We start from the raw sequence: 22,496 nt of genomic DNA on the forward strand, positions 1-22,496 counted from the left end.
TTATACCGCATTACGCTTCAAGCGAATCCGCTCAATCTTACTCCCCGGAAATGTTTTAATAACTCTCTTTACCGTGTTATCACGTAACATTTTTTCTCTCTGCTCAAGCAGCTTACTCTCAACTTCTTTTCTTTCTACCGCCTTCAGACTCTTATCAGTTCTCAAACCTCCATCTGACACAACTTTGGTCTCGATTCTCCAGCTCGAACACTTACTAAACTCCTCAAGGAGCACCAGCAATCTCGCCCGTGTATCCTCTTGCTGTAAGCTCCCGATTTGGAATTCTGGTCCTTCAATTTTTAGGACTCCATCTTGAAAAGCGACGGTTGTCACACAACGCAGCATCTCGCCTATAATTTCACCGCCCTGCTGATGAGCAAAGCTCACAAAGTCAGCCATATTGTATTGCTGCTCCGACAACTGTCCTGTATCCGCTGATTGAAGAGCCTCCGATCTTGACGGTATCGCTTCGGGTTTCCTTACTTTCTTTTTTGGTGAAGAATCTGTTTTTCCCTGAATTATTTTTGGAGCGTGAGTTATTTTTGGAGTCAGTGCGGCACTACTGACAATAGTTGCTTCCGTTGGCTTACTGTGACCTATCGGCTGTTCTTTAGGCTTTTTTTTTTCGGCGGTAACCATCTCACGAAGACGGCCAACCATTTTTCCTAAATCCTTCACTCGTGGCCTAGCTGCCATCCGAATCACTAGAGATTCAAGCGCATAACGAGGAAAGCTACTTCGCAGAGCTTTATCCGCCCCTTCTCGGGCCATATCGGCGAGATCTGCCAGATCTTCTCGATCAATATTATTTTCAGTGAGGGCAACAAGCTCTGCCTGTTCATCTTTTGTTAAACCAACGACCCTGCCATTTTGCGTATCGGCAAGAGCCGCCACGTGAAGATCTCGAAAAAAGCCAACAAACTCTCTAAGAAAGATCGATTCATCTCCACCCGTTTCAAAAGCATCGTGAACAAGAGAAAGAGCTCCCTCAACATCTTGAGCGATCACTTTCTCTCCAAGCGCATAGAGGAGTTGTATATCAACCGCACCAAGAATAACGCTCACTTCTTGCGCCGTGATCGATTCCCCTCCATATGCTCGCACTCGCTCAAGTAGCGTTTGAGCATCGCGCATCGAGCCCTCTGCCAACTTTGCAATAATCTTTAGAGCGGAGGAGTCAATAATAAAGCTTTCACGGTTTGCTATTTCAGCAAGACATTCACTAATAGTTGCAACTGGCAAAGCTCTTAAATCATGCCGCTGACAACGAGATAAGACCGTGTCCGGAATCTTATGCGGCTCCGTTGTGGCAAGAACAAAGACCGTGTTCGGAGGTGGTTCCTCTAGGCTCTTTAACAACGCATTAAACGCCGAAATACTGAGCATGTGAACTTCGTCAATAATATAAACTTTATACTTAGAACCAGGAGCAGGAAGAGTCCGAAAAGACTCTATAAGCTCTCGAACATTATCAACACTGTTATTCGAGGCTCCATCAATTTCCCGAACGGCAAGACTTGTTCCTGCTGCAATCTCACGACAATTAGAACACTCCAGGCACGGAGTCAGAGTTGGACCTTCAGAACAGTTTAAGCACTTTGCAAAAATCCTCGCTATCGAAGTTTTTCCAACTCCCCTAGGACCCGTAAAAACATACGCATGACCAACCTGATCTCTCGTAATTGCATTTCCAAGAGTTCTGGTTACGTGCTCTTGTCCACTAACACTCTGAAAGTGCTCAGGACGATATTTTCGGGCTAAAACAAGGTATGACACAACTAACTGAGTACAATTCTATTCTGTTTTCGTAAAGGGAAAATCGCGGGGCCCAACACAGAAAGGAGAAGCGTACGGCTGCTCCCTTCCAGGCCTGACCGGGTTAGCTTTCTTTCTCGCGTGCCCCGCTATTCGTTAGCGTAGCGTGCCTTAAGAAAAAACGCCAAACCTGTTGCTGAGAATTCGGCCCCGTGAGGCATTTACGCATCACCCCTTGTGGTACCAACACCTCAATATCAACTCATTTAACCGAGCATTACTCGTCTTTTCAGGGACTTAACGATGGCATACGCCTTGCGATTCTCTGCTCTGCGTTGGCAATCATATTTTTACAGGAGTCTCTTATGTCTGCATCTCGCACCGTTCTTCCACGCTCTCTTTTCTTCTCCATCTCACGAGATCTCACCTCGGGCGACCCAACGTGGAAACTTCTTATTATCAACGAATACCTCGACAAACAGCATCCCCTGAGAAAAGCCCTAAGCCTTCTTATCAAAAATTCACCTCAACGTGCTCCCCATCCCAGCCTGCTTGATGCAGCTCTCTCTGGCACTCGATATAGCGAACTCTCGGAGAAAGCACAGCTACAGCTCAAAAGTACTCCAACTTCTCTACAACATAAGCAAAAATCGATTCCCTTACCACGCAGAAGAGAATGTCTCAGAAACTGGAGCGAGATTCGAACGGTACGACGAGCAAGAAAGACGTTTTCTCGGATATAATCTACGCGCTTATGGCTTTTTCAAAACACTCTTCAGCTCAATGATCCGCTCATAGGCAGCTGAGAGTTTTAAAAAATCAGCATTTGTATCAAAGCTCTCAGATGCACTTGACTGAACATCAGGATGAACTCTCTTAATCAATTGACGATAGGCAGATTTAAGTTCGTTGTCAGTTGCGTTTTCCTTGAGTCCAAAGGTTTTAAGGAGCTGTTGATACTCATGCTCAAGTGGCTGAATAGAAGGCCCATTAACACCTTGAGGCTCTATGCCTTTCGCAATATCTTCCCTAATCCGAAGATGTTCTGCCTGCCACTTCTGTCCCTTAAAACCGAAAATCGGCTTCTTCAAGTACAGGAATCTTACTGCTAACAAGAGTAGAAAGAGGCCACACGCTAGTCCAAAAAGACGAGCAACTGAGCCGTAATATCCTACAAGATAGAGCCGCAATTGAGTCAGAATAGGGATTCGTTCTATACCTTCCAACACTTTTCGAGCACCGTCCCTATCACCAACGCGGACTAGCCCGATAGCCTCACTCACCAAAAGCTCAGCATATCGCTGTTTCTCTTGGTTTGTCTTGGCACTGAAGTACTCACGAAAAAACCGAACTCCTTCAATATCATCATGCGCCAAAGACACCTGAATGGATCGCTGCAGAAAATTATTCCATGCATCTCTGACTAATGAGGAATTCTCACTCTCCTCGCTTATAACCTTCATAAAAGACTCGTTTGCTCGAGCCTCTATGCTATTTATTTCCAGTGAATTCAAGGCCAATACCATGATGCTCTGCGTACGCTCAGAGCGTTCTTCAGCTTTTAACTCCGCTAGTAAGAGAAGAGGAGAAAGAGATATCCCCTTTGCAACTGCATATTCTGAGAATTCATGGACTTTCTCTACTACCAAAATACGGAGGAACGAAAGCGGCGATATATGACTTGAAACTTCAAGAAAAGGGTAAATTAATGAACGATCGAGCGAAGGTTCAAGCGTTCTTAGTGAGTGGAGTTGATCGAAGAGAAGAGTAAGCTGTTGCACCTTCGGATTGCTCAGGGTAAAGGTTCTCGCAAGAAAGTCGGATAACGACCTAAGATTTGTCGAATCTCCTTCTTCCTTCAGCTTTCTATTAACGAGAAATTCAATAGCATCGAAATACGCATCTTTCACCTTCTGAAGCTCATTTATTCCATTTCTCCTCATCCATCCCTGTTCATCAAGGCTCAGAAATGCGAAAAGAAGCGCACGGACATCTTGAGGAATCTTCTTCCTATTCCCCTTGACCAGAGCTTGAAACACTGGCGTTGAGGAAGCAGTGAGATGCAGACCGAGCAAATTCTCTCGTTTTTCCTCAAAAGAGTAGAGCGAGGAAGCGAGATAGAATTCTAGTAGAGTCACACTCGATTCGACATCATTCTCTTTAATTGCCATTTGAATGGCAGAGAGGATCTCTCCTTGTTGAAATGCAGTAAGAACACCCTCCGTCTTCAAATAGAAACGGAGGAGAGTAGCATTTACTTTTTCAGGAGGCACGATGCGCTCTTTTCCAAGAAGAGCAACAGTGGTTCGACTGTCGTCAATTCGCAAGACCTTTTTGACAGGAATTGACAATCCATAAACGACGTATTCTTCAGCACGAAGGCTATTGCTCGAATGAAAAAAGATATGAAGCACGAATAGAACAACCAGCTTCAAAGAAATTCTGACTACATTCGCTCTCGCCACCATCTACTACCTCAACGGAGTCAAGATAACTTTCTCTTCCCTATCCAGGTACGTAAGTCCACATACCATTAGGAGTATTCACACCCTGTGATTCTTGCGTATTAGCCCTTCTGAGGAGTAGCCAAGCCGGTAACACTTATGACGACCTCCTCCACTGGCTTACCAGAAGCGTCCCCCATGATTACGGTTACTGTATCCTTAATCTCAGATACCCGAGACGTTGAAGAGTAGCGTACCGTAAGTCGAAATTCCTTTCCGAGCTTAACTTCTTCTGAAGTGGTGTTAATATCAGAATTTTTTGAAGTAAGCGACAATATCTGTAACGGAACCTGCCCATTATTGAAAATACGAACTTCACGCTCAACCATACTACCTGGCGTCAACATTCCAAGCGCTACTACAGGAGGCTCAAGCTCAATCTGTTTTCGAACAGATGCGTAAATTGGAAGATTCACCGTCCGTTGCTGTGCACCGCTAACACGAATGACCACCCGATCGCGAAATTCACCTATAGGAGCGCCCCCTTTCAAACGGATCTCTGCAATCACTCGTTTATGCTTCACTCGCTCTATCTCTTTAATCTCAATCCATTTCGAACGAGTTGAAAGTTCGCCAATACGTGCTCGTAATCCATCACGAATCTGAATATTCACCCGCCGCACCACTCCAGCCGTAGTATCAGGAGAGTGGGTCACTTTTCCAAAGTCGATTCGATATGGCTCTACGAGCACTTCTGGCTCTATTTCACCTTTCAATGTGAGTAGGGCGGCTGGCCGTTCTGGATCGTTTGTATACAGCCTAACCGTCTTTTCCTTTCTCCCGTACATTCCATACGTATTAAATTGTACGGATAAGACCGTTTCTTCACCTGGCGCAATCACCTTATTCTTCAGCTCAGGCACTGTACACCCACAGGCAGGCACAATTCGCTGTATTTCGAGTTCCTCATCCCCTGAATTTCGTAAAATGTACTGGTGCTCAAGAATTTTCCCCTGAGGAATTGAATCGAAATCAAACACCGGGTTAAGGATATCAAGGCTTGGGGCTGCTAGTGCAGGAGAAAGGTTTATGCTGATGCAGAGCGTAAGAAAAAAAAGGGCACGAAGAGGGAGCATGCAGAGGCCAGTCTTTCGAGGATCAAATGATGATACTTGGACGGAGCGGAGCACATTATCTCTTCTATGCAACCTCATCAACTACCTCCTCCTCCGGAGTTTCCTCTTCGAAAACATCGTGTAAGTCCAAGAACTTCGTTGAAAAATCCCCAGAACGAAACTTCGGATGATTCAATATGCGTCTATGAAGCTCGATATTCGTATGAATACCCTCTATTAGAAACTCATCAAGTGCAACAAGCAGCTTTTCAATGCAAGCCTCCCTATCGTGAGCTTTCACTATCAGCTTTGCAATCATGGAGTCGTAATACGGCTGAATGGTATAACCAGCATAGACAGCAGAATCCACACGAACTCCATTACCACCAGGGGTATGATAACTAAGCACTTTACCAGGCGAGGGAACTAAGGTGCGTGGATTCTCAGCATTAATTCGAGCCTCCATCACATGTCCATGAAACTGAACATCTGACTGCTGAAGCGAAAGCGGCTCACCGGCTGCAATTCGAATCTGCTCTTTCACGATATCCGTCTCTGTAATCATCTCTGTGACCGGATGCTCAACCTGCAGACGAGTATTCATCTCAATAAAGTAGAATTCATTGGCCTTCAGATTAACAAGATACTCCACTGTTCCAACACTTGAGTAGCCAACAGAACGCGCCAACTCCACCGCAGAATTTTGAATCTTCTCCCGAAGCTCATCGGGTAGCCCCGGAGAAAGCGCCTCCTCAATAACTTTCTGATAACGGCGCTGAATAGAGCAATCTCTAACTCCAAGATGTATCACATTTCGAAAACGATCCCCTGCAATCTGAACCTCGACATGCCGAACCGCTGGAAGATACTTCTCAATCAAAAGATGCCCATCTCCGAACGCAGCCTCCACTTCTCGCTGTGCAGTATCGAAGAGAGAGTGAAACGTCTCTTCCGACTCGACAATTTTCATTCCTCGTCCACCGCCACCAGCACACGACTTTAACAAAACGGGAAATCCACTCTTACGAGCAACTGGTAACGCTTGATCTGCACTTAAATACCCTTGGCTGTCACCGGGAATGGTCGGTACACCAGCTTTATCAGCTGCGCGGCGAGCTCTCGCCTTATCCCCCATGACCCTCATGTTTCTTACCGAAGGGCCGATAAAGGTAATCCCACAACTACCGCAGATCTCAGCAAATGCCGGGTTCTCACTGAGGAAACCGTACCCAGGGTGAATAGCATCAGCTTGGGTTGCCACCGCAGCCGCCATAATAGACGCGATATTCAGGTAACTCTCCTTTGGGGCGGGAGGTCCGATGCAGACACTCTCAGAAGCAAGCTTTACATGAAGAGCCTCCTCATCAGCTGTTGAGTGAATTGCAACCGTCCTAATGCCCAACTCATGACAAGCACGAATGATACGAAGTGCTATTTCACCACGATTGGCAATAAGAATTTTTTTAAACGGTGGGTTCGAAGACATGCGGATACCTTAAAAGAAATTAAATGGCTCTCAAGAAAAACGAGAGCTATGCATTCGGATCGATTACAACGAGTAATTCGCCAAACTCAACTACCTGAGCATCCCCCGGAAGGACTCTTACTACCTTACCACTTACTGGTGCTTCAATTTCGTTCATTAACTTCATTGCTTCAACGATACAGAGGGTATCTCCCTTCTTTACGGTGTCTCCCTCTTGAACAAAGGAATCTGCATCTGGAGACGGCTTTCTGTAAAACGTACCAACAATTGGAGATTCTACTTTATGAAGTCCCGCAAATTCGTCCCCTCCTGCGGATGCAGCTTCTGGTTGGGGAATGGTAACTGGTAATACTTCCGCACTGGCACTCGTAACAGCAGCTGGCGCAAGAGCAACCTGTGGTGCTGCTTGCACTAGCTGAGCGCGCGATAACTTAATGGTCGTTCCATCTTGGGTAAGCTCAAAATCAGTAACACCACTTTCTTTTAGGATTTTAACTATCTTCTCTAACTCTTTAATATCCATGATAAACTTCACCTTTCTTTCTCGCTATGCGTGCCACGGGCAACCACCTCAATCAGCCAGCATCCCTCCAGAAGTCCTCGTATTGAGGTCTGATAAAATATTCTTCGTTTTTATCCAAAGACCCCAAATTTACCGAATTCCAATGAAAAGGTAAAAGGTCAGGGGAACGAATCCTCGCGAGGAACCCAATGATAAAGAATTAAAATCCGCTAATCACCTAATTTTACTTGATTTTGGCACTACTCATCTAAGAGTTCGATATCATCGAGCTCAAACTCTACTTGGGCAATAACAGAGCCCTCTGCCACGGTGGAGTGAGGCTCAGCAGAGCCAGGAATCGGCTTGTCGCTTGTATTTGAAGGACTCAACGGGTCGAGCGCCTCTAACAAGCGACCGAGTGACTCTCGATTCGGAAATCGAGCCCTGAGCTTCCTGACCTCCTCCACCGCAATCTCTGGACATCCACCTCGGTAGAATAATTCAGCGAGAAGAAGTCGCGCTCGTGGTTGTATCGGGTTATCTCCCAGATACTGAACCACGAGTTCAAAAGCTTCTCCTATGCTTCCCTTATCTTTTGCAGCCTCTGCCTTTTTCAGGTCTTGGTGCAATGTTTCAGATGAACCAGAGTCCGTCATGGACAACGATCAAAGTTGTGAAAATTAAGTCCTAACTGACCAGAAAGAGTAAAAGAATCTCCATTCTCATTCTGTCCAAAAACTGAGAAGGAGACGTTCCTGAAGCCAAGAGATGCGGAAACACTACTACCGGAACCGATGAATGTCTTTCCACTTGAACAGACTCCCCCGTTTCCACTACCGAACTCCGTGAAGAGTCCTGTTATTGAAAGCTCTCCTCCAAAAGGAGGAACCGCAGGTCCTCCGTCTATAGGACTTACTGCAATAGTCGGCGATGAGTAAGAAGCCGTACCATCTCCTGTCGCTTGCGGAACAACGTATGAATATCCAGTAATTTGAAGTGCTTGGTTTGAATTATTAATAATTCGAAATGTTGCACGAGTGTTAAAGAAAGGCTCACAGATCGGATCCTCTAATGGATCTGGCTCACAGTTCACTCGCGACACATCAATACCGAACGTATTCCCATCAGATTCCCCTGTATCACTCATGATGATCTGAAGAAGCCGAATACCTTCGGTTCCTGTTCCGCCTGGAGCACCATCATCTGGAGCAGCAACCCCACCTCCGCCAGAACCATTGCCAAGTCCTCCACCGCCGGCGTTTTCAAACCCAGAGAACCCAGCTGGAATTGGTCCCTCACAAACCACCTGAACGAACTCCCTGATGTTCGTTCCAACAGGGAGTCGGCAACCAAACTGAAAGCTTCCTGGTGCAGCACAACCGATTCGACCGCTCATCCGGCCAGAGCTGTTCGTTATCTCTTGTCCACTTGATGGTTCAATGATTCCTATGCCAAGTTCTGAATCGCAAAAGACCGAGATATTAGGAACTGGCGAGCTATTTTGATCGGTTACGCTGACCTCAAAACCAGTCGTTTGAGAGACTGCAAGCCTCGTTGAAGTAACAGAGAGACTTAATGTCCCAATATTATCCTCCGATGCGACGAATCCTCCACTAAAAGGTGCATTATCACTATCAGTGCTCCCGCTATTACATCCAGAAATGACCAATGCAATAGCGCCAAGTGAAACGAACATGGCGAGAGCTATAAATGCGCCTCTTGCCTTTGACATCATGAACCTGTTCATATCCGCCTTCCCCTTTTTCCTCTAAAACGTATCTTCAACCTTAAGTCCAATAAAAAAGTGCCACTCAATTGTGCTGGCGCTCCTCTCAACCCCCTAAACTACATTCGTTGCGTTACCACCAGCATAAGCAATCGATACATCTGGTGTAATATCAACTACTATCGTCTCGTCATTTGTGGTGTAGCGCTGTCCGCTCGTTGACTCTCCTTCTGCCGTTACCGTAACAAAGAGATCAAATGGTGCCTCTGGAAGAGAGTTCCTGTTAAGGCTTATCCAGCTTCGTATTTGAGCGGGAATGAGTCGAAACTCCGCTATTGCACAAGAACCAATTCCCAAAAAAGCAGAATTCGGCAGCGAAGAGTTAGAATCGTTCCCTGTTGAAGTATCTCCTGCTAGTATAGAGGGCCCCAACATCAGAGGAAGCGGTTGGATTGTTGATGGAGGCTGCACTGAAGATCCTGGGATAAAATACTCAAGATTCAGCCTATCGACACTCAACGCCTGACTATCAAGATTGTTTTGTAACCCAACTGCTGCAACTACTTCACCGGGGAAAGCGAGGCCATCAGAAGACGAGGAGGAGACTGGAACAGAAATGGCAGTTATTCCACTCACATCCTCTGGCAGATCCAAACATCCTAAGGCAGCCCCAGAGTAAAAACCTAACAGAGTAAAGACGACTCCCTGATTGTTATTTCCACTCGAACCGACGCCTCCGCCGCAAGAAACGAGACCAGCAACTCCCAGAAAAAGAATCATGGTAATCTCGAGTGCTCGTCGTAGTGTGCTATTCATTTTTACCTCTCTTGTCCCTATGCATCCCTAAAAGTAAATACTCTAAAATGCAACTTTCATGGCCGCATCATCAAAACTTCCCTCGATAATTCTTGGCGTAATGAAAAATATCAGCTCTTCATCAGCATTCTTCACCGTCTGACGACGGAATAAGTGTCCGAAGAATGGAATATCCTTTAAAAAAGGCACTCCAGAAACACTATCCGAATCAGTAATCTTGTAAATGCCTCCCATGGCAAAAGTCTGACCACTTGATACGAGCACCGAAGAAGTGGCGCTCCGTTCAATCTCAGTCGGTATGTCATCTACACGTTCTGCTCCGAAGGTGCTCGACTTTGCATTGATATCAAGAAGAACGAAGTAGTCTGGCGACGCCTGAGGTGTAACTTCAAGAATAATTCCGATTTCAATCGTTTCAGTGGCCACACCACCACTTCCAGAAGCGTTTGCTCCCGCTCCAGTTGCGACGGAGAGCCCCCCGCTCGGCGTCTTCACTCTCACCTTTTCAACACTCTTAATCACCGCCTGCTGATTATTCGTGGTTGCCACAGAGGGTCGACTCACAATCCGTATTGCACCTTCATCCTCTAATGCAGTTAATCGATAATCGAGCGAGCGAGTTCCATCAGCACTATCCAAAAGGAATGAAACAGCTGAACCACTTGCTGACGAAATGCTTGCTGGAAAAGAAGAACCGGTACTTTGACCTGGAAGAACACTACCTCCAATACTTATAGCATTCGGAAAGTTATCGCCTGTAGGATTTCCAGTAGCTGGAGATTGGATCATGGTAAAGCCAAGCTCAGAACCCAGTGAGCGCGAGAAGGTTCGATTCGCTTCAACAATCTGAGTTTCCAGCAATACCTGCGGTGTTCTTAAATCAAGCCGGCCCACAAGCTCAGCAACATTCTTCACTCCACGACGAATATCTTTAACGATCAGCTGGTTTGTGCGCTCATCGAACGCAACCGTACCTCGTTCTGTTAATACTGTCTCAACGAGTGGCTGTAGCTCTGAAGCCTTTGCATAGCTAACTCTAATATATTTCACGACAAGTGGCTCAAGACCTTCTTCTGCCTCCTGTGCCAGCTTCAAAGCTTCTCGCTCGTCACGGAGTTTTCCGATTGGAGCAATACGCATAACATTCCCCTCAAGGACCTTGTCGAGCGCATTTGTCTTCAAAATAACATCTAACGCCTGATCCCAAGGAACATCAACAAGCCGCAGTGTTACCTGTCCGACAACATCATCGCTCGCTATAATATTAAGATTCGAAACCTCTGCTATGATTCGTAGGGCATTTGAAATTTCAGTATCTTGTAGATCCAGGGAAATTTTTCTTCCCGTATATCGAGGAGCTTCATCGAGAAGTGCTGAAATTTCACTTTCTATATCGGTCATTTCTGAGAGGAGCTCCTCAGCGTCTGCCGCCTCCTCTTGCTCGTCATCCTCCTCAGAATCAGTCTCTTCTTGTCTGCTTGCCTCTATTTCTTCTTCAACCTCTTGTTCTGTCTCTAACTCTTCTAACTCCACCTGAGCGCGTACATCGCGTGTAGGCGAAGCGAGATATCGGTCAACTGGCTGAAGCACGATACTTCCACTACGCGCAATTGCCTCAAGCTGAAGTAATGGATCTGCAAAAACTCGAACCAGTGTGTTCTCTCCATCCTGAACTACTCGCACCGAACGGATCTTCGAGGTACGAGAAGGAGCGGTTATAAGGTTTTGGATTGCCTTCGGATCGTGAGATACCCCTTCCAGGGTAAGTACAAATTCTGAAGGGGCGGTTTTCTCTAAGGTAAAGACGCCTGGAGCATCAACTTCGGCAACCACAATCTGCCCAATAGCGGGTGCTTGTTCAAATCGAACAGATTTCAACTCTGAGATTACAGTGCCATCAGTTGGCTGCCCATTATCCGTAAGCTGGGCAGGATCTCGGTCGTGATTCTTTTCTTCTGTAACCAACCGTGCAGATTTTGTTGCTGTTACTTGAGGAGTATCTGCGATTGTCTGACTAAAACGGACGTATAGATTACCAGCAATAGGCTCTGACTCGTAGGTAATATCCTCGTCGTAACTCGATTCACCCTCATTTAAAGCAACCTCTAACTGAAGACCTTCATCTGTGGCCTTCAAGTCAATTTCTTTCAGTAGCCCAAGTTCATCTAGTGAGACTCGACGGGTATACTTTTCGCTTGCAAGTGACAGCTCAGGAAGAGTGATTTGAATCCGCGATGGGTTTGACAAGCGTTCGATGGCATAACTGACACTCTCTTCAACAGAACGTATAACCAGGTCAGCCTCTCTCAGCTTGGGAGCCTGATGTCCCCTGAGTTCGATTCCGAGACCGTCTTCCTCTACCCGAGAGATAACAATCGGACCTTGAGTCGCTATGGAGCTCCGCAGATCTTGCGAACCAGGTGTGCCATCACCATTAAGAGCAGGTGTCCTATCACCATTAAGAAATGGAAGGCCCGTGGAACAGGCACTGAATAAGGACAATGCTATAATTCCGAGACCAAACCGAAGAAGGAGTAAATACGAAGACCTTTCCGTTACAGGAGTCGCATTCATCATAACTCTCCAAAAAACAAACAAACTATCCCTATGCGAACTTAACCGACTTCTCGACCACCTAACTCTCTACCAAGCCAATGGTCTGCATCGCCAATGGTTTGCATCGCCAATTGATACTTCACGCGAAACACCCGTAGAGCCAAGAACAAAGAAATCAAAGGTGCTCGCCCTCTTGGGGAAAGCTCCCTACACTGCTTCGTCATCCACGAAGCTGCTCGCTCTGTTTTACCACGTCAGCGAAATATCGAGATAGAGAGAAATATTGCAAAATTCTCGATCTATCTCCATCCCACTACTCGAAAGGATAGATGCTCACTGATGGACATCATACTCAAAGTGCGCAAACGCTGTTTTATCTGCTACCTTCTTCGGCTCCTCTTCTTCGCCTGTTCCTCCGCTCGCTTCTGTTCAGCTCGCTCTTCTTCGGAGAGATACCAGAAGGTTGTCGCCGTACACGCTGTTTGAAGATTCATCCCTTCGTCCCCAGAAGTCGGACTCGTCATTTGGACATCATTAATATTTACAATTCTCGCAAGTCCGCCCACTTCATCGAAAAAAGTCGCTACCTGATGAAAGGTGCCACCTACCACCAAGGAAACAGACTTTTGTCCGTAGAACTCCCTTGCCGTGCTTCCCATTTCCTTGAATGCCTCGATAGTTAAACCAGCATCCCGAGCCAGATCTGAAATCGAATCGAGCAGTCTCGAGGTCTCTTGCTTGTTTGGCAACTCTCGTAAGGCCGTCAAGAGCTGCTGATCTAATTCAACGACCTCTCTTCGGACATGAGGTAGATTTCGAACTAACATCTGTTCTCGTCTAACTTGAATCTCCATCGACTCAACCTTTTCGTTCAGTCGTCTCAGCTCTTCGGCAGGAGTCTTATACCAGTATTGCCAGAAGACATACGACAAAAAGAGCACACTACCGACACAAAGACCCAACTTTTGATAGAACGACCACTCTCCGAAACTCTCTAGAAATCTATTCATTACTCTTAATCTCCTCGCCCAATGCTCTTTTCCTCTCTCCTCAGATAGACTGCTACTGAGCATCCGTTAAGTCATCTGCCTGCGCTCTTGCACTCAGAAGAGATTCAGGCTCACTTTTCAAAGCTCCCGAATAACTGAGTCGAGAGCGCAAAGTAAAAAACTGAAGTTTCACTCCATCACGCATCTCTGCTCGTGTGTCTACGCTCAAGTCGGCAAAATAATCAGACCGTTCAAGCTGCTTCATAAAGCTCGCGACTGTCTGGCCATCAATTGCGAATCCTGTAATTTCTATCATCGAGGAACGCTCAGATACTTCGGTTAACCACGCTCGCTCTGGAACACTAATGTTCAATTGATCGAGCACCTTTACAGGACCTAACTTATTCAAGCGAAGCTCTTGTATTACATTCAATTTTTGCTCCAATTCCTCCCGCTTCTCTTCTAACTGCTGAACTTCCTTCGTTCTCTCTTTTAAAAGGGCAAGTTCCTGCGATAGCAGATCATATTCCATCGTACGGCTATCTACTTCTGAGTGCACATCGAGACAGAGAAAAACTCCAACCACAGCGACAAAGAGACAAGAAATGCCAGTTCCCGCCAGCCAAACAAAGACGGATGAATCATGTCTCGTATCTTCACCGAGCAAGTTAATTTTAATCATTTTCCCTCTCCTAATATCGTCTCTGCTACCGCTCTTAATGAGTTACTGACTACAAACTTCCTGGAAGCATCCGATCTCCAACCTCTCGCAACGAAAGACCACAGGCAATACTCAGCTGCGCACCCATCTTCTCTATTTGCTCTCTATTGATAGCCGAATGAAAATCCATCTCTCGAAATGGATTAATAACCTCACATGAAATATCTGTAATTTTTTCAAGCGCAGCCAAGAAGCCTGGCAACCTTCCTGCTTCACCACTTAAAACAATCTTCTCAATTCGTTGCTCTGCTCCGGCAGCACTCCAAAAAAAACTGAGCTGTCGATTGAATTCACGAGCGAGCTTCTCTGACTCATCCGTCAGAGCACTCTGGACTGACTCTGTCTTCTCAAGATCATCAAGCCAGTCGGTTTCTCGCGAGATTGTAGTCCCATGAAGCTCCTCAAGAGTATCTGCGATTGTCTCTGAACCAGTGCCAATATCACCAACGAACAAAGACTTTCCGCCGCTCACAATATTCACAATTGAATACCGTGAACCAAGATCAACGAGAGCTACTGTTGATCCTCTGAGCTCAGGATAGGAATACTCAAAGATATTCTGGAGAGCAAAATAATCAACGTCAATAATCGCAGGTTGAAGCCCAACCCTCTCAAGCGTGGTGAGAAGCGCTTCAATCAATTCATTTTTTACCGCAACAACAAGAATCTCATATTGATTTTTCCCAGCTTCGCCAAGAACATGAAAATCTAACTTTACTGCCTCAATATCATGGGGAATAAAGTTAGCAGCTTCCATACGCACATTTTCTCCAAGCTCTTTATATGGTAGCTGCTGCATTTTTAATTTTTTGGTAAAGACAGCAGGTCCGGGAACGGAGAGCACTACTCTCGGCAATTCGCCTTCCCAGTCTTGCAAGACATCCTGCATGACACACTGCTCTATAGCATTTGCCAGAAGTTCTGTATTGGTAACAACATGATTCGCGAATGGATTTTCACGTAGCCTGGCAAAGCCTGTTTTTTCAATAGTCAGACGACCACCGTGCTTGGCACTCTGCATGCATTTAACACTTCGGGCTCCAATATCGAGGCTAATTAAAGCCTCCCCTCCTTTCAAAAAACTCTTGAATACCATTAATTATTCTCCGTTTTTCCTAGCACGAATTCATCAAAAAACTCTTATTCTTATTCCCTCAAAACCATCATCAGCCTGGCGTATGTCCCTTCACTTTGCATTCAATGACAGATGTTTCCTCGCATGAGCGAAATATAGGCTCAGCGACTATTCATTTGCACCAAAAATCTGCCTCTCTCCACTTCAAAATCAAACTTTAAAATCCTAGGATCTTAGTATGAGATAGATTCTGACTATGCGAAACTAGCGAGATTAGAAAAACGCTATCCATGCGGAAATTTGTGAGACCAATGGCAGCATCGAGAGAAGAATTGCTTGTAGAAGTCACCCTATCGCCTCTTTCAGAGGCTTACACATATTCCGTGCCAGAGACTCATCAATCGGAAATAGAAATTGGCGTGCGGGTAGAAGTCCCTCTTGGTCGACGAATTGCGGTGGGATTTATTACGGGGGTGCTATCCGAGAGAGAGCTACAAGAAAAGTTTCAAGTAAAAAATATTCATCGTATTGTGCATCCCGCTCCCTGCTTCACGCCTGAAGCTCTCGAATTCTACAAATGGATTGCTCATTACTACTGCGTACCACTCAGTAAAGTTCTTGAAACCGCAGTCCCAGATCCATTGCCGATTAAAATTCAAAAACATTGGTTTGCAACTGCTTCGCGCGATGAGGTTAGGGGAATTAAACAGAAAGAGATTCTCCGTATTCTTCGCGAGCGAGATGTGGCTGGCATCTCTCATTTTGAGCTTCAACAGCTCTTTCCGAAATCTTCAGCCATCTTAAATCGACTTCAAGAACTTGAACTCGCCATCCGAGAAGAGAAAAAGGAAGACGCATCTTCGTTTCTTACCCATCCCCACCTCGCAGAAGATTGCTTGCCCTCTATTACCCTCAATGAACAGCAGGCATCTGCTCTAGGAGCCATCTCGGCATCTCTCAACCAAAAGTCATATAATGGCTTTTTGCTCCATGGGATAACTGGTAGCGGAAAAACTGAGGTATATATTGAAGCAGCTCAGCACGTCCTCGCACAGGGTGGCTCTATTCTGGTTTTAGTCCCTGAAATTGCACTTACTCCTCAGCTTGTTGATCGTTTTCGTGCTCGCCTGGAGCTGCCCCTTGCAGTAATGCACAGCAGCCTGCCGAAACGAAAGCGTTGGGAATGCTGGCGTGCAATCGCTGAGGGACAATGTCGGATTGCACTGGGTGTCCGATCAAGCATTTTTGCTCCCCTCCATAATCTCTCACTTATCATCGTGGACGAAGAACATGACTCTTCTTACAAACAAGGAGACGGATTCAGATATAATGCGCGAGACTTAGCCTTAGTTCGCGCAAAACTCTGTGGTGCTACTACTATTCTCGGAAGCGCAACTCCTTCTGTTGAATCGTTCTATAATGCATCTCAAAAGAAAATTGGATATCTCAGATTAAAAGAGCGTCCCTACCAGACCAAACAACATTCATATGAAATCGTAAATCTTGGCCGGATAAAAAAGGGAGAAATGGTATCAGAAAGCATCTCTCCACAACTATTTTCAGCAATTCAAGAAACACTGATTCGAGGGGAGCAAGTTTTTCTCCTGTATAATCGGAGAGGTTTTGCTCGCTATCTGCAATGTAATACATGTGGAGAGTCCGTATTCTGTCCTAACTGCTCTGTGCCTCTTACCTATCACCAATATGGCCAAAAACTTCTTTGTCACTACTGCTCTTTTACTATGGAACCGCCCCAAGACTGCAAAAGTTGTATGGAGAGAACCGACCTTGAGAGCACTCCCCTTTTGGAACTACGCGGTTCTGGAACACAAAAACTTTTTGAAGAACTCGAAGAGCTGTTTCCAAATGTCTCGATAGCACGACTCGACCGTGATAGTGCCGACTCACTTTCGGAGCTTGAATCTATTTTACACGGAGTACGAGATGGCAGTATCCAAATTCTCGCAGGCACACAAATGATTGCAAAAGGGCACGATCTGCCTGGAGTGACTTTAGTTGGTGTCATTGACTGTGACGTAGGCTTACATATGCCCGATTTTAGAGCAGCAGAGCGTGTCTTCCAACTTCTTACCCAAGCAGGCGGGCGCGCCGGAAGACGTGAAATCCCCGGGCGAGTCATTCTTCAAACACGGCTACCAAATCACTTCAGCATTGCGCTGACTACCGAAGAGGACTACCACTCTTTTGCAAAACGAGAACTCAGCCTGAGAAAGAAGCTACTCTATCCTCCATTTCGTAAGCTCGTCCGTGTAGTGTGTTCGGCCGCAGAAGAACAACTTCCTATTGAACAACTGCGCACTATGCGCTTAATGATCCAGCAGTGGTGCGAAGCTCATGCGATATCCATTGAATGTCTCGGCCCCTCGCCTGCTCCGATTGAGAAAGTCAAAGCTCTTTTTCGTGCCCATTTACTTTTGAGAAGCGAGAAGTCGAGCGAACTCAGAAAGCTCGTTTCTATTATGAAAAAGCATATAAAAGTCCCGGTAAATATTCGCGTGACCTATGACATGGATCCTCAAGATATGCTCTAGAGCAACTCTCGTGAAATATCAAAATCTTATTCTGAATCTTTCAATAATCGCGTCAAATTACCTGACAATCCATCAAAAGAACCATTGGACATAACCACGATTACTACTGGAGCGGAATTACCGGCATGTTGACGATGATACACTTGTAGATGTTGTAAAATTGCCTCTTGAATTGTGTGACCATCGGCATACATTTCACATATGCCTCCCTCCTGTTCTATCGAGGACTTGACCTTTAAAAGGTCAAGCATGGCCTCATTCTGATCTGTATATCGACTTTGAATTTCTCGGAGAAAAAGCCTTGCTACGCCGGAAAAACTCTCTTCATACTCTTTCTGAAAGATAGCTCGACGACTCGTATTCGATCTCGGCTCAAAGGCCACCCATAGAGGTGAATCGGGATAACGCGCTTTTACCGCTTGAATTACCTCTCGCACCGCGGTTGGATGATGAGCAAAATCTTCTAGGAGAATAGCTGAAGAACTACAATAGTGTTGCTGTAAGCGCCGAGTCACCCCAATGAAATCTTTTATCGATACCTGCCAATCTTTCAAGGTAATTCCGAGGGGCTTCGTCGCTAAAAATCCAGCAAGGCAGTTCAGCATGTTCATCTGACCGACAAGCGGCGTCCGCAGTTCAAAAGATGATTCTGGGCCTTCAATCGTACCGACTTGCAGATCCCCATCATAGCTACATTTACTGAGCCTGTAATCCGCTCCGATGGATCGACCGAAGGTAATAAGCCTTTCACGAGGAACAGATTTAATGATCTCTTTTATTCGCGAGTAATCGGTGCAAGCAATTATATATCCACTCAAGGGCACTCGCCTTATGAGTTCAATAAACTCTTCTTCTATCTGATCTAAAGACTCATATATATCAGCGTGATCAAACTCTAGCGAATTGAGAATTAAAATATCCGGCTTATAAAATAAAAACTTTGGTCTCTTTACATAGAACACACTGTCATATTCATCACCCTCAATAATTCCCTCTCCTCCTCTTCCATAGACAAATGAAGAGCTGAGCTGTGGAATATCTCCGCCGATAAAATACGAGGGATCTCGCTGTAATTGGGTAAAGGCATATGCCAAGAGAGCCGTCGTTGTCGTCTTCCCGTGTGTTCCCGCTACAACGATACCGGTTTTGTCTCCTTGAATAAGCTCGCCTGCAATCTTTGCAAAAAATGTGTGCGGGAGTTTTTTCTCTTCTACTGTTCGCACTTCTTCGTTCGTTGCAGGAACTGCATTACCAATAATACATAACTCGACATCATCTGGAATATTATCTTTACTAAATCCCTTGAAGATCTTTACCTGAGATTGATTGAGCAAACTCGACATTGGAGGATAGAATTCTTTATCACTCCCTGAAACGGCGTACCCCATTTCAGCAAGCGCAATGGCAAGTGCTCCCATAGCAATTCCACATACTCCAATCAGGTGTATATGACCACCAGATGCTACCTGGGAAAGATCTTCGCAAGTCGAGAGATTCAGGTGTGATGCGTTCATTCTGACCTCTGGCTGTAGTTTATTCTCATCTGCAGTGGCTTCATTGCTGTGAGGTCTCAGCCTCACCAAGCCTTTCGTATAGCTGTGCATACTCAATGTCTAATGCATCATAGCGCTGTTTCAGAGTAAAGTATCGAGCGTTGCCTTCTTCGATCTGTGAAATGAGTTTTTCAGACTTCTCTTCGATTTCATACAGCTCTGTCTTCATTCCAAAAATTTGGTCCTGTAACTGAGAAGTCATCTCTACTTCCTGAACGAGCTTCTCAAGGTCTGCCGTCGTCTCTGCAATTTTTCCCTTGAGCTCTTCATTCTTCCCACGAAGCTCCGTTTCTTTTCGCTGAAGAACCCGCAGCTCTTCTTTTGTCTCTATACTACTTGCTTCTAATTCGCGCTCTATCTCCTCAAGCTCTCGTAGTCTCGCTTCTACGGTTTCTAATTCCGCATCCGATACCGCCCGTCTACTCTGAAGCATCCGCAGCTCTTCTCGAAGCCTTTTCCACTCTTGTACGTTGTTTCTCAGGTCATCTATCGAAACCATTGTAGAATACATGGCATCAATTTTTTCTATTAACTGCTTTTGCACCTCTATATGGGAGGTAAGGCGTTCCCACTTATTCTCTGAACTAGCGGATGCTCCAGTTTTCAAGCGGTACACAAACAATGAGCCCACGACACTCGAGATAATGCCAACTACAATGACGACTACATAGTCCATTACGGGGTTTCTTTGCTCTCTTCTTCCGGGTTATCAGCAACCTCTTCAATCTCTTCCTCTTGGGATACATCATCCTCTTCCGATGATTCAGGAGACTGATCAGACTGCACGCCATCACTCTCCTCACTCCCTTGAGTTGGCTCATCCTGAGCGGTCTCTGGTATATCCTGCTCCGATGTTTCTTCCTCGCTCTCAGCTTCTTCTGCTGAAGACTCCTCAACCGCTTCTGAAGATTCTGCATCCTCTTCGGTAGAGGTTTCTTGACTTACTTCTCCTGAAGCTTCTTCGGCTACCTCTTTTACGGAAGTCTCTGCCTCTATTGGCTCGCTTTCCATTCCCTCGAGAGCAGGGTCATTTGCATCCAGCTCGCTTACCTCGGCTGCTGCTTGCAGCTCTAACATGGCCTTCGTGATCTCCGAGTCAACCTCAAAAGACGGCACATCATCTTCTTCTGGCTGTTTTTTGTTCTTTAAGACGAAATAGCATCCTCCCGCAGTTCCGAGGCAGACAAGCCCAACAAGGAGCGAGAGTAAGAGCGAAGGAGCACTCGATTCTTCAACCGCATCTTCCTTTGACTCTGCTAAAGGTGGTTTATCTCGCTCAACATCGATGCGTGTTCGCTCATACCGAACAACTTGGCTTGTCCCTCTTACTATGCCCTTACGGGTCTCTCCCGTGATACTTGCTTGGATCTGATACGTGCCTGGGACAAGCAACTCGGATGAAGATACCTCATATCGCAATCCACCATCTGGATGCCGTTGAATGGGGAGTTCAATAAGCTCTTGTTGCTCATCAACGGCTATTAAACGAATGGTTATATTACTAAGAGCTGAAACCTCAGGATTTAAGGTGACTCTGAAGTGATCAATCATGAGCCCACCAACTCTTCCCACTGACACGTCAGCAACTTGCTCAATCGGAACTACCGAGAGATTAATAAGCCTTGGCTTCAAACGAAACGGTATGGTTTGCTGCCTTTCAAAAGTTGGACTTTTTGCCAAAAGCTTCAGTTGATAATCACCAGGGGTATCAAGCTCAACAAGTGCTGAAAAAACACCATCATCAGGCCGCTCATCTTCACCCTCTCCATCATCCTTAAGAAGTTCGCTAATAATTGGCTGGGAGACTCTATCAGTTGGAGTAATCTGAAAAGCGTATGTAGTGACACTGGTCATCTCTGGCAGTACCACAGGCTTATCACGATCATAGAGGCGCGCTTTTAGCACTCTCTTGGTTCCAGCTAGGAGACTAGAAGGCCAATCGGTAATCAACTTCAAGTCTGTTAATACCGTTGCAAATCCCTCATCTTCCTCAAGACCGATAATCTGCCATTTTCCAACCTCTGGCTTGTCTACCGTAATCACCTCAAACTGCTTGGTAGCAAACCACTTCATCCCAGAGCCCAGGTTTTCTGCTGAATAGACATAGCCCGATGGAGTACGAACTGAGAGTGCCTCTGCTGGATTGTGTCCCTGCTCTAAATTGACATAAAAGGTTGCTTGCTGAACATCAGCATCAATCGCAAAACCCTTTGTCGTCATGGGAACAATCTGCGGCTTTTTGACAACGAGAAAAAGCTCGGTAAATGCCTCGTGAACACCCTCGGGAGACTCGGAGTACCAACTATATCCACCCGTTGCTTGAGCCATTTCAGCAAGCAAATCTTTATCCGCTTCTGGGGAGAGAGCCAGGGTATGAAGCGTGATATTTTGTCGCTTTAACTCAGGCAGAAGCTTATACATAAGCCCATCTCGCAACCCTTCTGGCGTTGCCCATTGTGGATCAGGATCAAGCTTTCCATCAGAAAGCAAAATAATCGCTTTCTTTGCCCCAGAACGTGGGTTTTCATCGAGTAGCTTTTTTGCTTCTACAATTCCAGATACTGGATCGGTGTACACACCTACATCACTTACTTTCTCTACTACCTTCTCAATTTCTGGAATCTGAATAGGATGGTAGTCGTCAAGGGAGCGCAAGACTCGTGCCCGAGCATCGAATTCAATAATCGCAAGCCGATCACCCTCCTTCAAAAATTGCGAAAAAAGTTTTGCTCCTTCGTCTCGCAGTCGATCTGGGTCAGTAATCCGCATACTTGCAGAAGCATCAAGCACTAATATCGCGTCAAGGGTCTCTCGCGAAGACTCCTGCTTTTCTGCATCTTCCGCATGCGCAGAGAGCGCCAAGAAATACGCACACAGAAGCACTATGAGGGGGTAATAAAAAAATCTTGATAAACGGAACCGCGTTGTACCACTACAAATCGCAACAAGCCGTGCATGAGCTTGTCTCAAGCAGTTATGTGTCTCAAATATTTCTCCGAAAGATAAATACGCCATAATTGTATATTCGCTTTCTTACGCTACTCCTTTCGAATAGAGACTCCCGAAGCGGCGCTCCCTCACGACGAGATCGGTAAAATGAGAAAAATTCTCCTTTCTCTACTCCTATCGACCAGAACGTGTATCCTTATAATGATAAAACTCCTTTGACTAGGACCTCAAAGCCCTAGCCTCTAATACTGTATACA

Annotated in this window: 17 protein-coding genes and 1 other RNA gene; 2 read left to right on the forward strand and 16 right to left on the reverse strand. The window is 45.8% G+C overall.

Going from position 1 to position 22,496, the window contains the following annotated elements; genetic code table 11:
- Both dnaX and ffs read right to left on the reverse strand, forming a co-directional pair.
- Positions 1 to 1,776 carry a DNA polymerase III subunit gamma/tau gene (dnaX, locus tag EBR25_02265; protein ID NBW39807.1) on the reverse strand — a complete coding sequence of 592 codons (1,776 nt, stop codon included), beginning with the start codon at positions 1,774 to 1,776 and terminating at the stop codon, positions 1 to 3.
- Between the two features lie 40 nt (positions 1,777 to 1,816).
- Positions 1,817 to 1,907: signal recognition particle sRNA small type (ffs, locus tag EBR25_02270), an RNA gene on the reverse strand.
- Positions 1,908 to 2,120: 213 nt separating this feature from the next.
- On the opposite strand from ffs, the gene EBR25_02275 reads away from it, so the two are divergent.
- Positions 2,121 to 2,498 carry a hypothetical protein gene (locus EBR25_02275; protein NBW39808.1) on the forward strand — a complete coding sequence of 126 codons (378 nt, stop codon included), beginning with the start codon at positions 2,121 to 2,123 and terminating at the stop codon, positions 2,496 to 2,498.
- Positions 2,499 to 2,507: 9 nt separating this feature from the next.
- Here EBR25_02275 and EBR25_02280 read toward each other — a convergent pair whose 3' ends face one another.
- The 11 genes from EBR25_02280 to pilM all read right to left on the reverse strand — a co-directional run bounded on the left by EBR25_02280 (position 2,508) and on the right by pilM (position 15,206).
- The gene (locus EBR25_02280; GenBank protein NBW39809.1) at positions 2,508 to 4,223 is read right to left on the reverse strand and encodes a hypothetical protein; all 1,716 of its coding nucleotides are present in this window, start codon (positions 4,221 to 4,223) and stop codon (positions 2,508 to 2,510) included.
- A gap of 98 nt (positions 4,224 to 4,321) precedes the next feature.
- A complete protein-coding gene (locus tag EBR25_02285; GenBank protein ID NBW39810.1) occupies positions 4,322 to 5,413 on the reverse strand; it encodes a DUF1573 domain-containing protein in 1,092 nt (363 codons plus the stop codon).
- On the reverse strand, positions 5,400 to 6,800 hold the full coding sequence (accC, locus tag EBR25_02290; GenBank protein ID NBW39811.1) for an acetyl-CoA carboxylase biotin carboxylase subunit: 1,401 nt from the start codon (positions 6,798 to 6,800) through the stop codon (positions 5,400 to 5,402). The genes EBR25_02285 and accC overlap by 14 nt, the downstream gene beginning before the upstream one ends.
- Before the next feature lie 46 nt (positions 6,801 to 6,846).
- Positions 6,847 to 7,323 carry an acetyl-CoA carboxylase biotin carboxyl carrier protein gene (gene accB, locus EBR25_02295; protein NBW39812.1) on the reverse strand — a complete coding sequence of 159 codons (477 nt, stop codon included), beginning with the start codon at positions 7,321 to 7,323 and terminating at the stop codon, positions 6,847 to 6,849.
- Positions 7,324 to 7,562: 239 nt separating this feature from the next.
- Positions 7,563 to 7,958, reverse strand: a complete 396-nt coding sequence (locus EBR25_02300; GenBank protein ID NBW39813.1) for a hypothetical protein — start codon at positions 7,956 to 7,958, stop codon at positions 7,563 to 7,565.
- The gene (locus EBR25_02305; protein NBW39814.1) at positions 7,955 to 9,034 is read right to left on the reverse strand and encodes a hypothetical protein; all 1,080 of its coding nucleotides are present in this window, start codon (positions 9,032 to 9,034) and stop codon (positions 7,955 to 7,957) included. The genes EBR25_02300 and EBR25_02305 overlap by 4 nt, the downstream gene beginning before the upstream one ends.
- Before the next feature lie 108 nt (positions 9,035 to 9,142).
- Positions 9,143 to 9,844, reverse strand: coding sequence for a hypothetical protein (locus tag EBR25_02310; protein NBW39815.1), 702 nt, complete (start codon positions 9,842 to 9,844; stop codon positions 9,143 to 9,145).
- Positions 9,845 to 9,886: 42 nt separating this feature from the next.
- Entirely contained in the window at positions 9,887 to 12,418 is a 2,532-nt protein-coding gene (gene pilQ / locus EBR25_02315) for a type IV pilus secretin PilQ (protein ID NBW39816.1), read from the reverse strand.
- A gap of 362 nt (positions 12,419 to 12,780) precedes the next feature.
- A complete protein-coding gene (locus tag EBR25_02320) occupies positions 12,781 to 13,473 on the reverse strand; it encodes a hypothetical protein (protein NBW39817.1) in 693 nt (230 codons plus the stop codon).
- Positions 13,463 to 14,071, reverse strand: a complete 609-nt coding sequence (locus EBR25_02325) for a hypothetical protein (protein ID NBW39818.1) — start codon at positions 14,069 to 14,071, stop codon at positions 13,463 to 13,465. Before EBR25_02325 ends, EBR25_02320 begins: the two co-directional genes overlap by 11 nt.
- Before the next feature lie 49 nt (positions 14,072 to 14,120).
- Positions 14,121 to 15,206, reverse strand: a complete 1,086-nt coding sequence (gene pilM, locus EBR25_02330) for a type IV pilus assembly protein PilM (GenBank protein NBW39819.1) — start codon at positions 15,204 to 15,206, stop codon at positions 14,121 to 14,123.
- 269 nt (positions 15,207 to 15,475) lie between these two features.
- On the opposite strand from pilM, the gene priA reads away from it, so the two are divergent.
- The gene (gene priA, locus EBR25_02335; GenBank protein NBW39820.1) at positions 15,476 to 17,737 is read left to right on the forward strand and encodes a primosomal protein N'; all 2,262 of its coding nucleotides are present in this window, start codon (positions 15,476 to 15,478) and stop codon (positions 17,735 to 17,737) included.
- Between the two features lie 26 nt (positions 17,738 to 17,763).
- On the opposite strand, the gene EBR25_02340 is transcribed toward priA, so the two are convergent.
- From EBR25_02340 to EBR25_02350, 3 genes are read right to left on the reverse strand one after another with little or no spacing between them, the layout of a single operon-like run.
- Positions 17,764 to 19,341: a hypothetical protein gene (locus EBR25_02340; protein NBW39821.1), complete on the reverse strand. Its 1,578-nt coding sequence runs from the start codon at positions 19,339 to 19,341 to the stop codon at positions 17,764 to 17,766.
- The gene (locus EBR25_02345) at positions 19,292 to 19,966 is read right to left on the reverse strand and encodes a hypothetical protein (protein ID NBW39822.1); all 675 of its coding nucleotides are present in this window, start codon (positions 19,964 to 19,966) and stop codon (positions 19,292 to 19,294) included. The genes EBR25_02340 and EBR25_02345 overlap by 50 nt, the downstream gene beginning before the upstream one ends.
- Complete coding sequence (locus EBR25_02350; protein ID NBW39823.1) at positions 19,966 to 22,305, reverse strand: VWA domain-containing protein; 2,340 nt, start codon at positions 22,303 to 22,305, stop codon at positions 19,966 to 19,968. Before EBR25_02350 ends, EBR25_02345 begins: the two co-directional genes overlap by 1 nt.
- Between the last annotated feature and the right edge of the window lie 191 nt (positions 22,306 to 22,496).

This window comes from bacterium, assembly GCA_009926305.1.
Taxonomy (GTDB): Bacteria; Bdellovibrionota_C; UBA2361; order UBA2361; family RFPC01; genus RFPC01.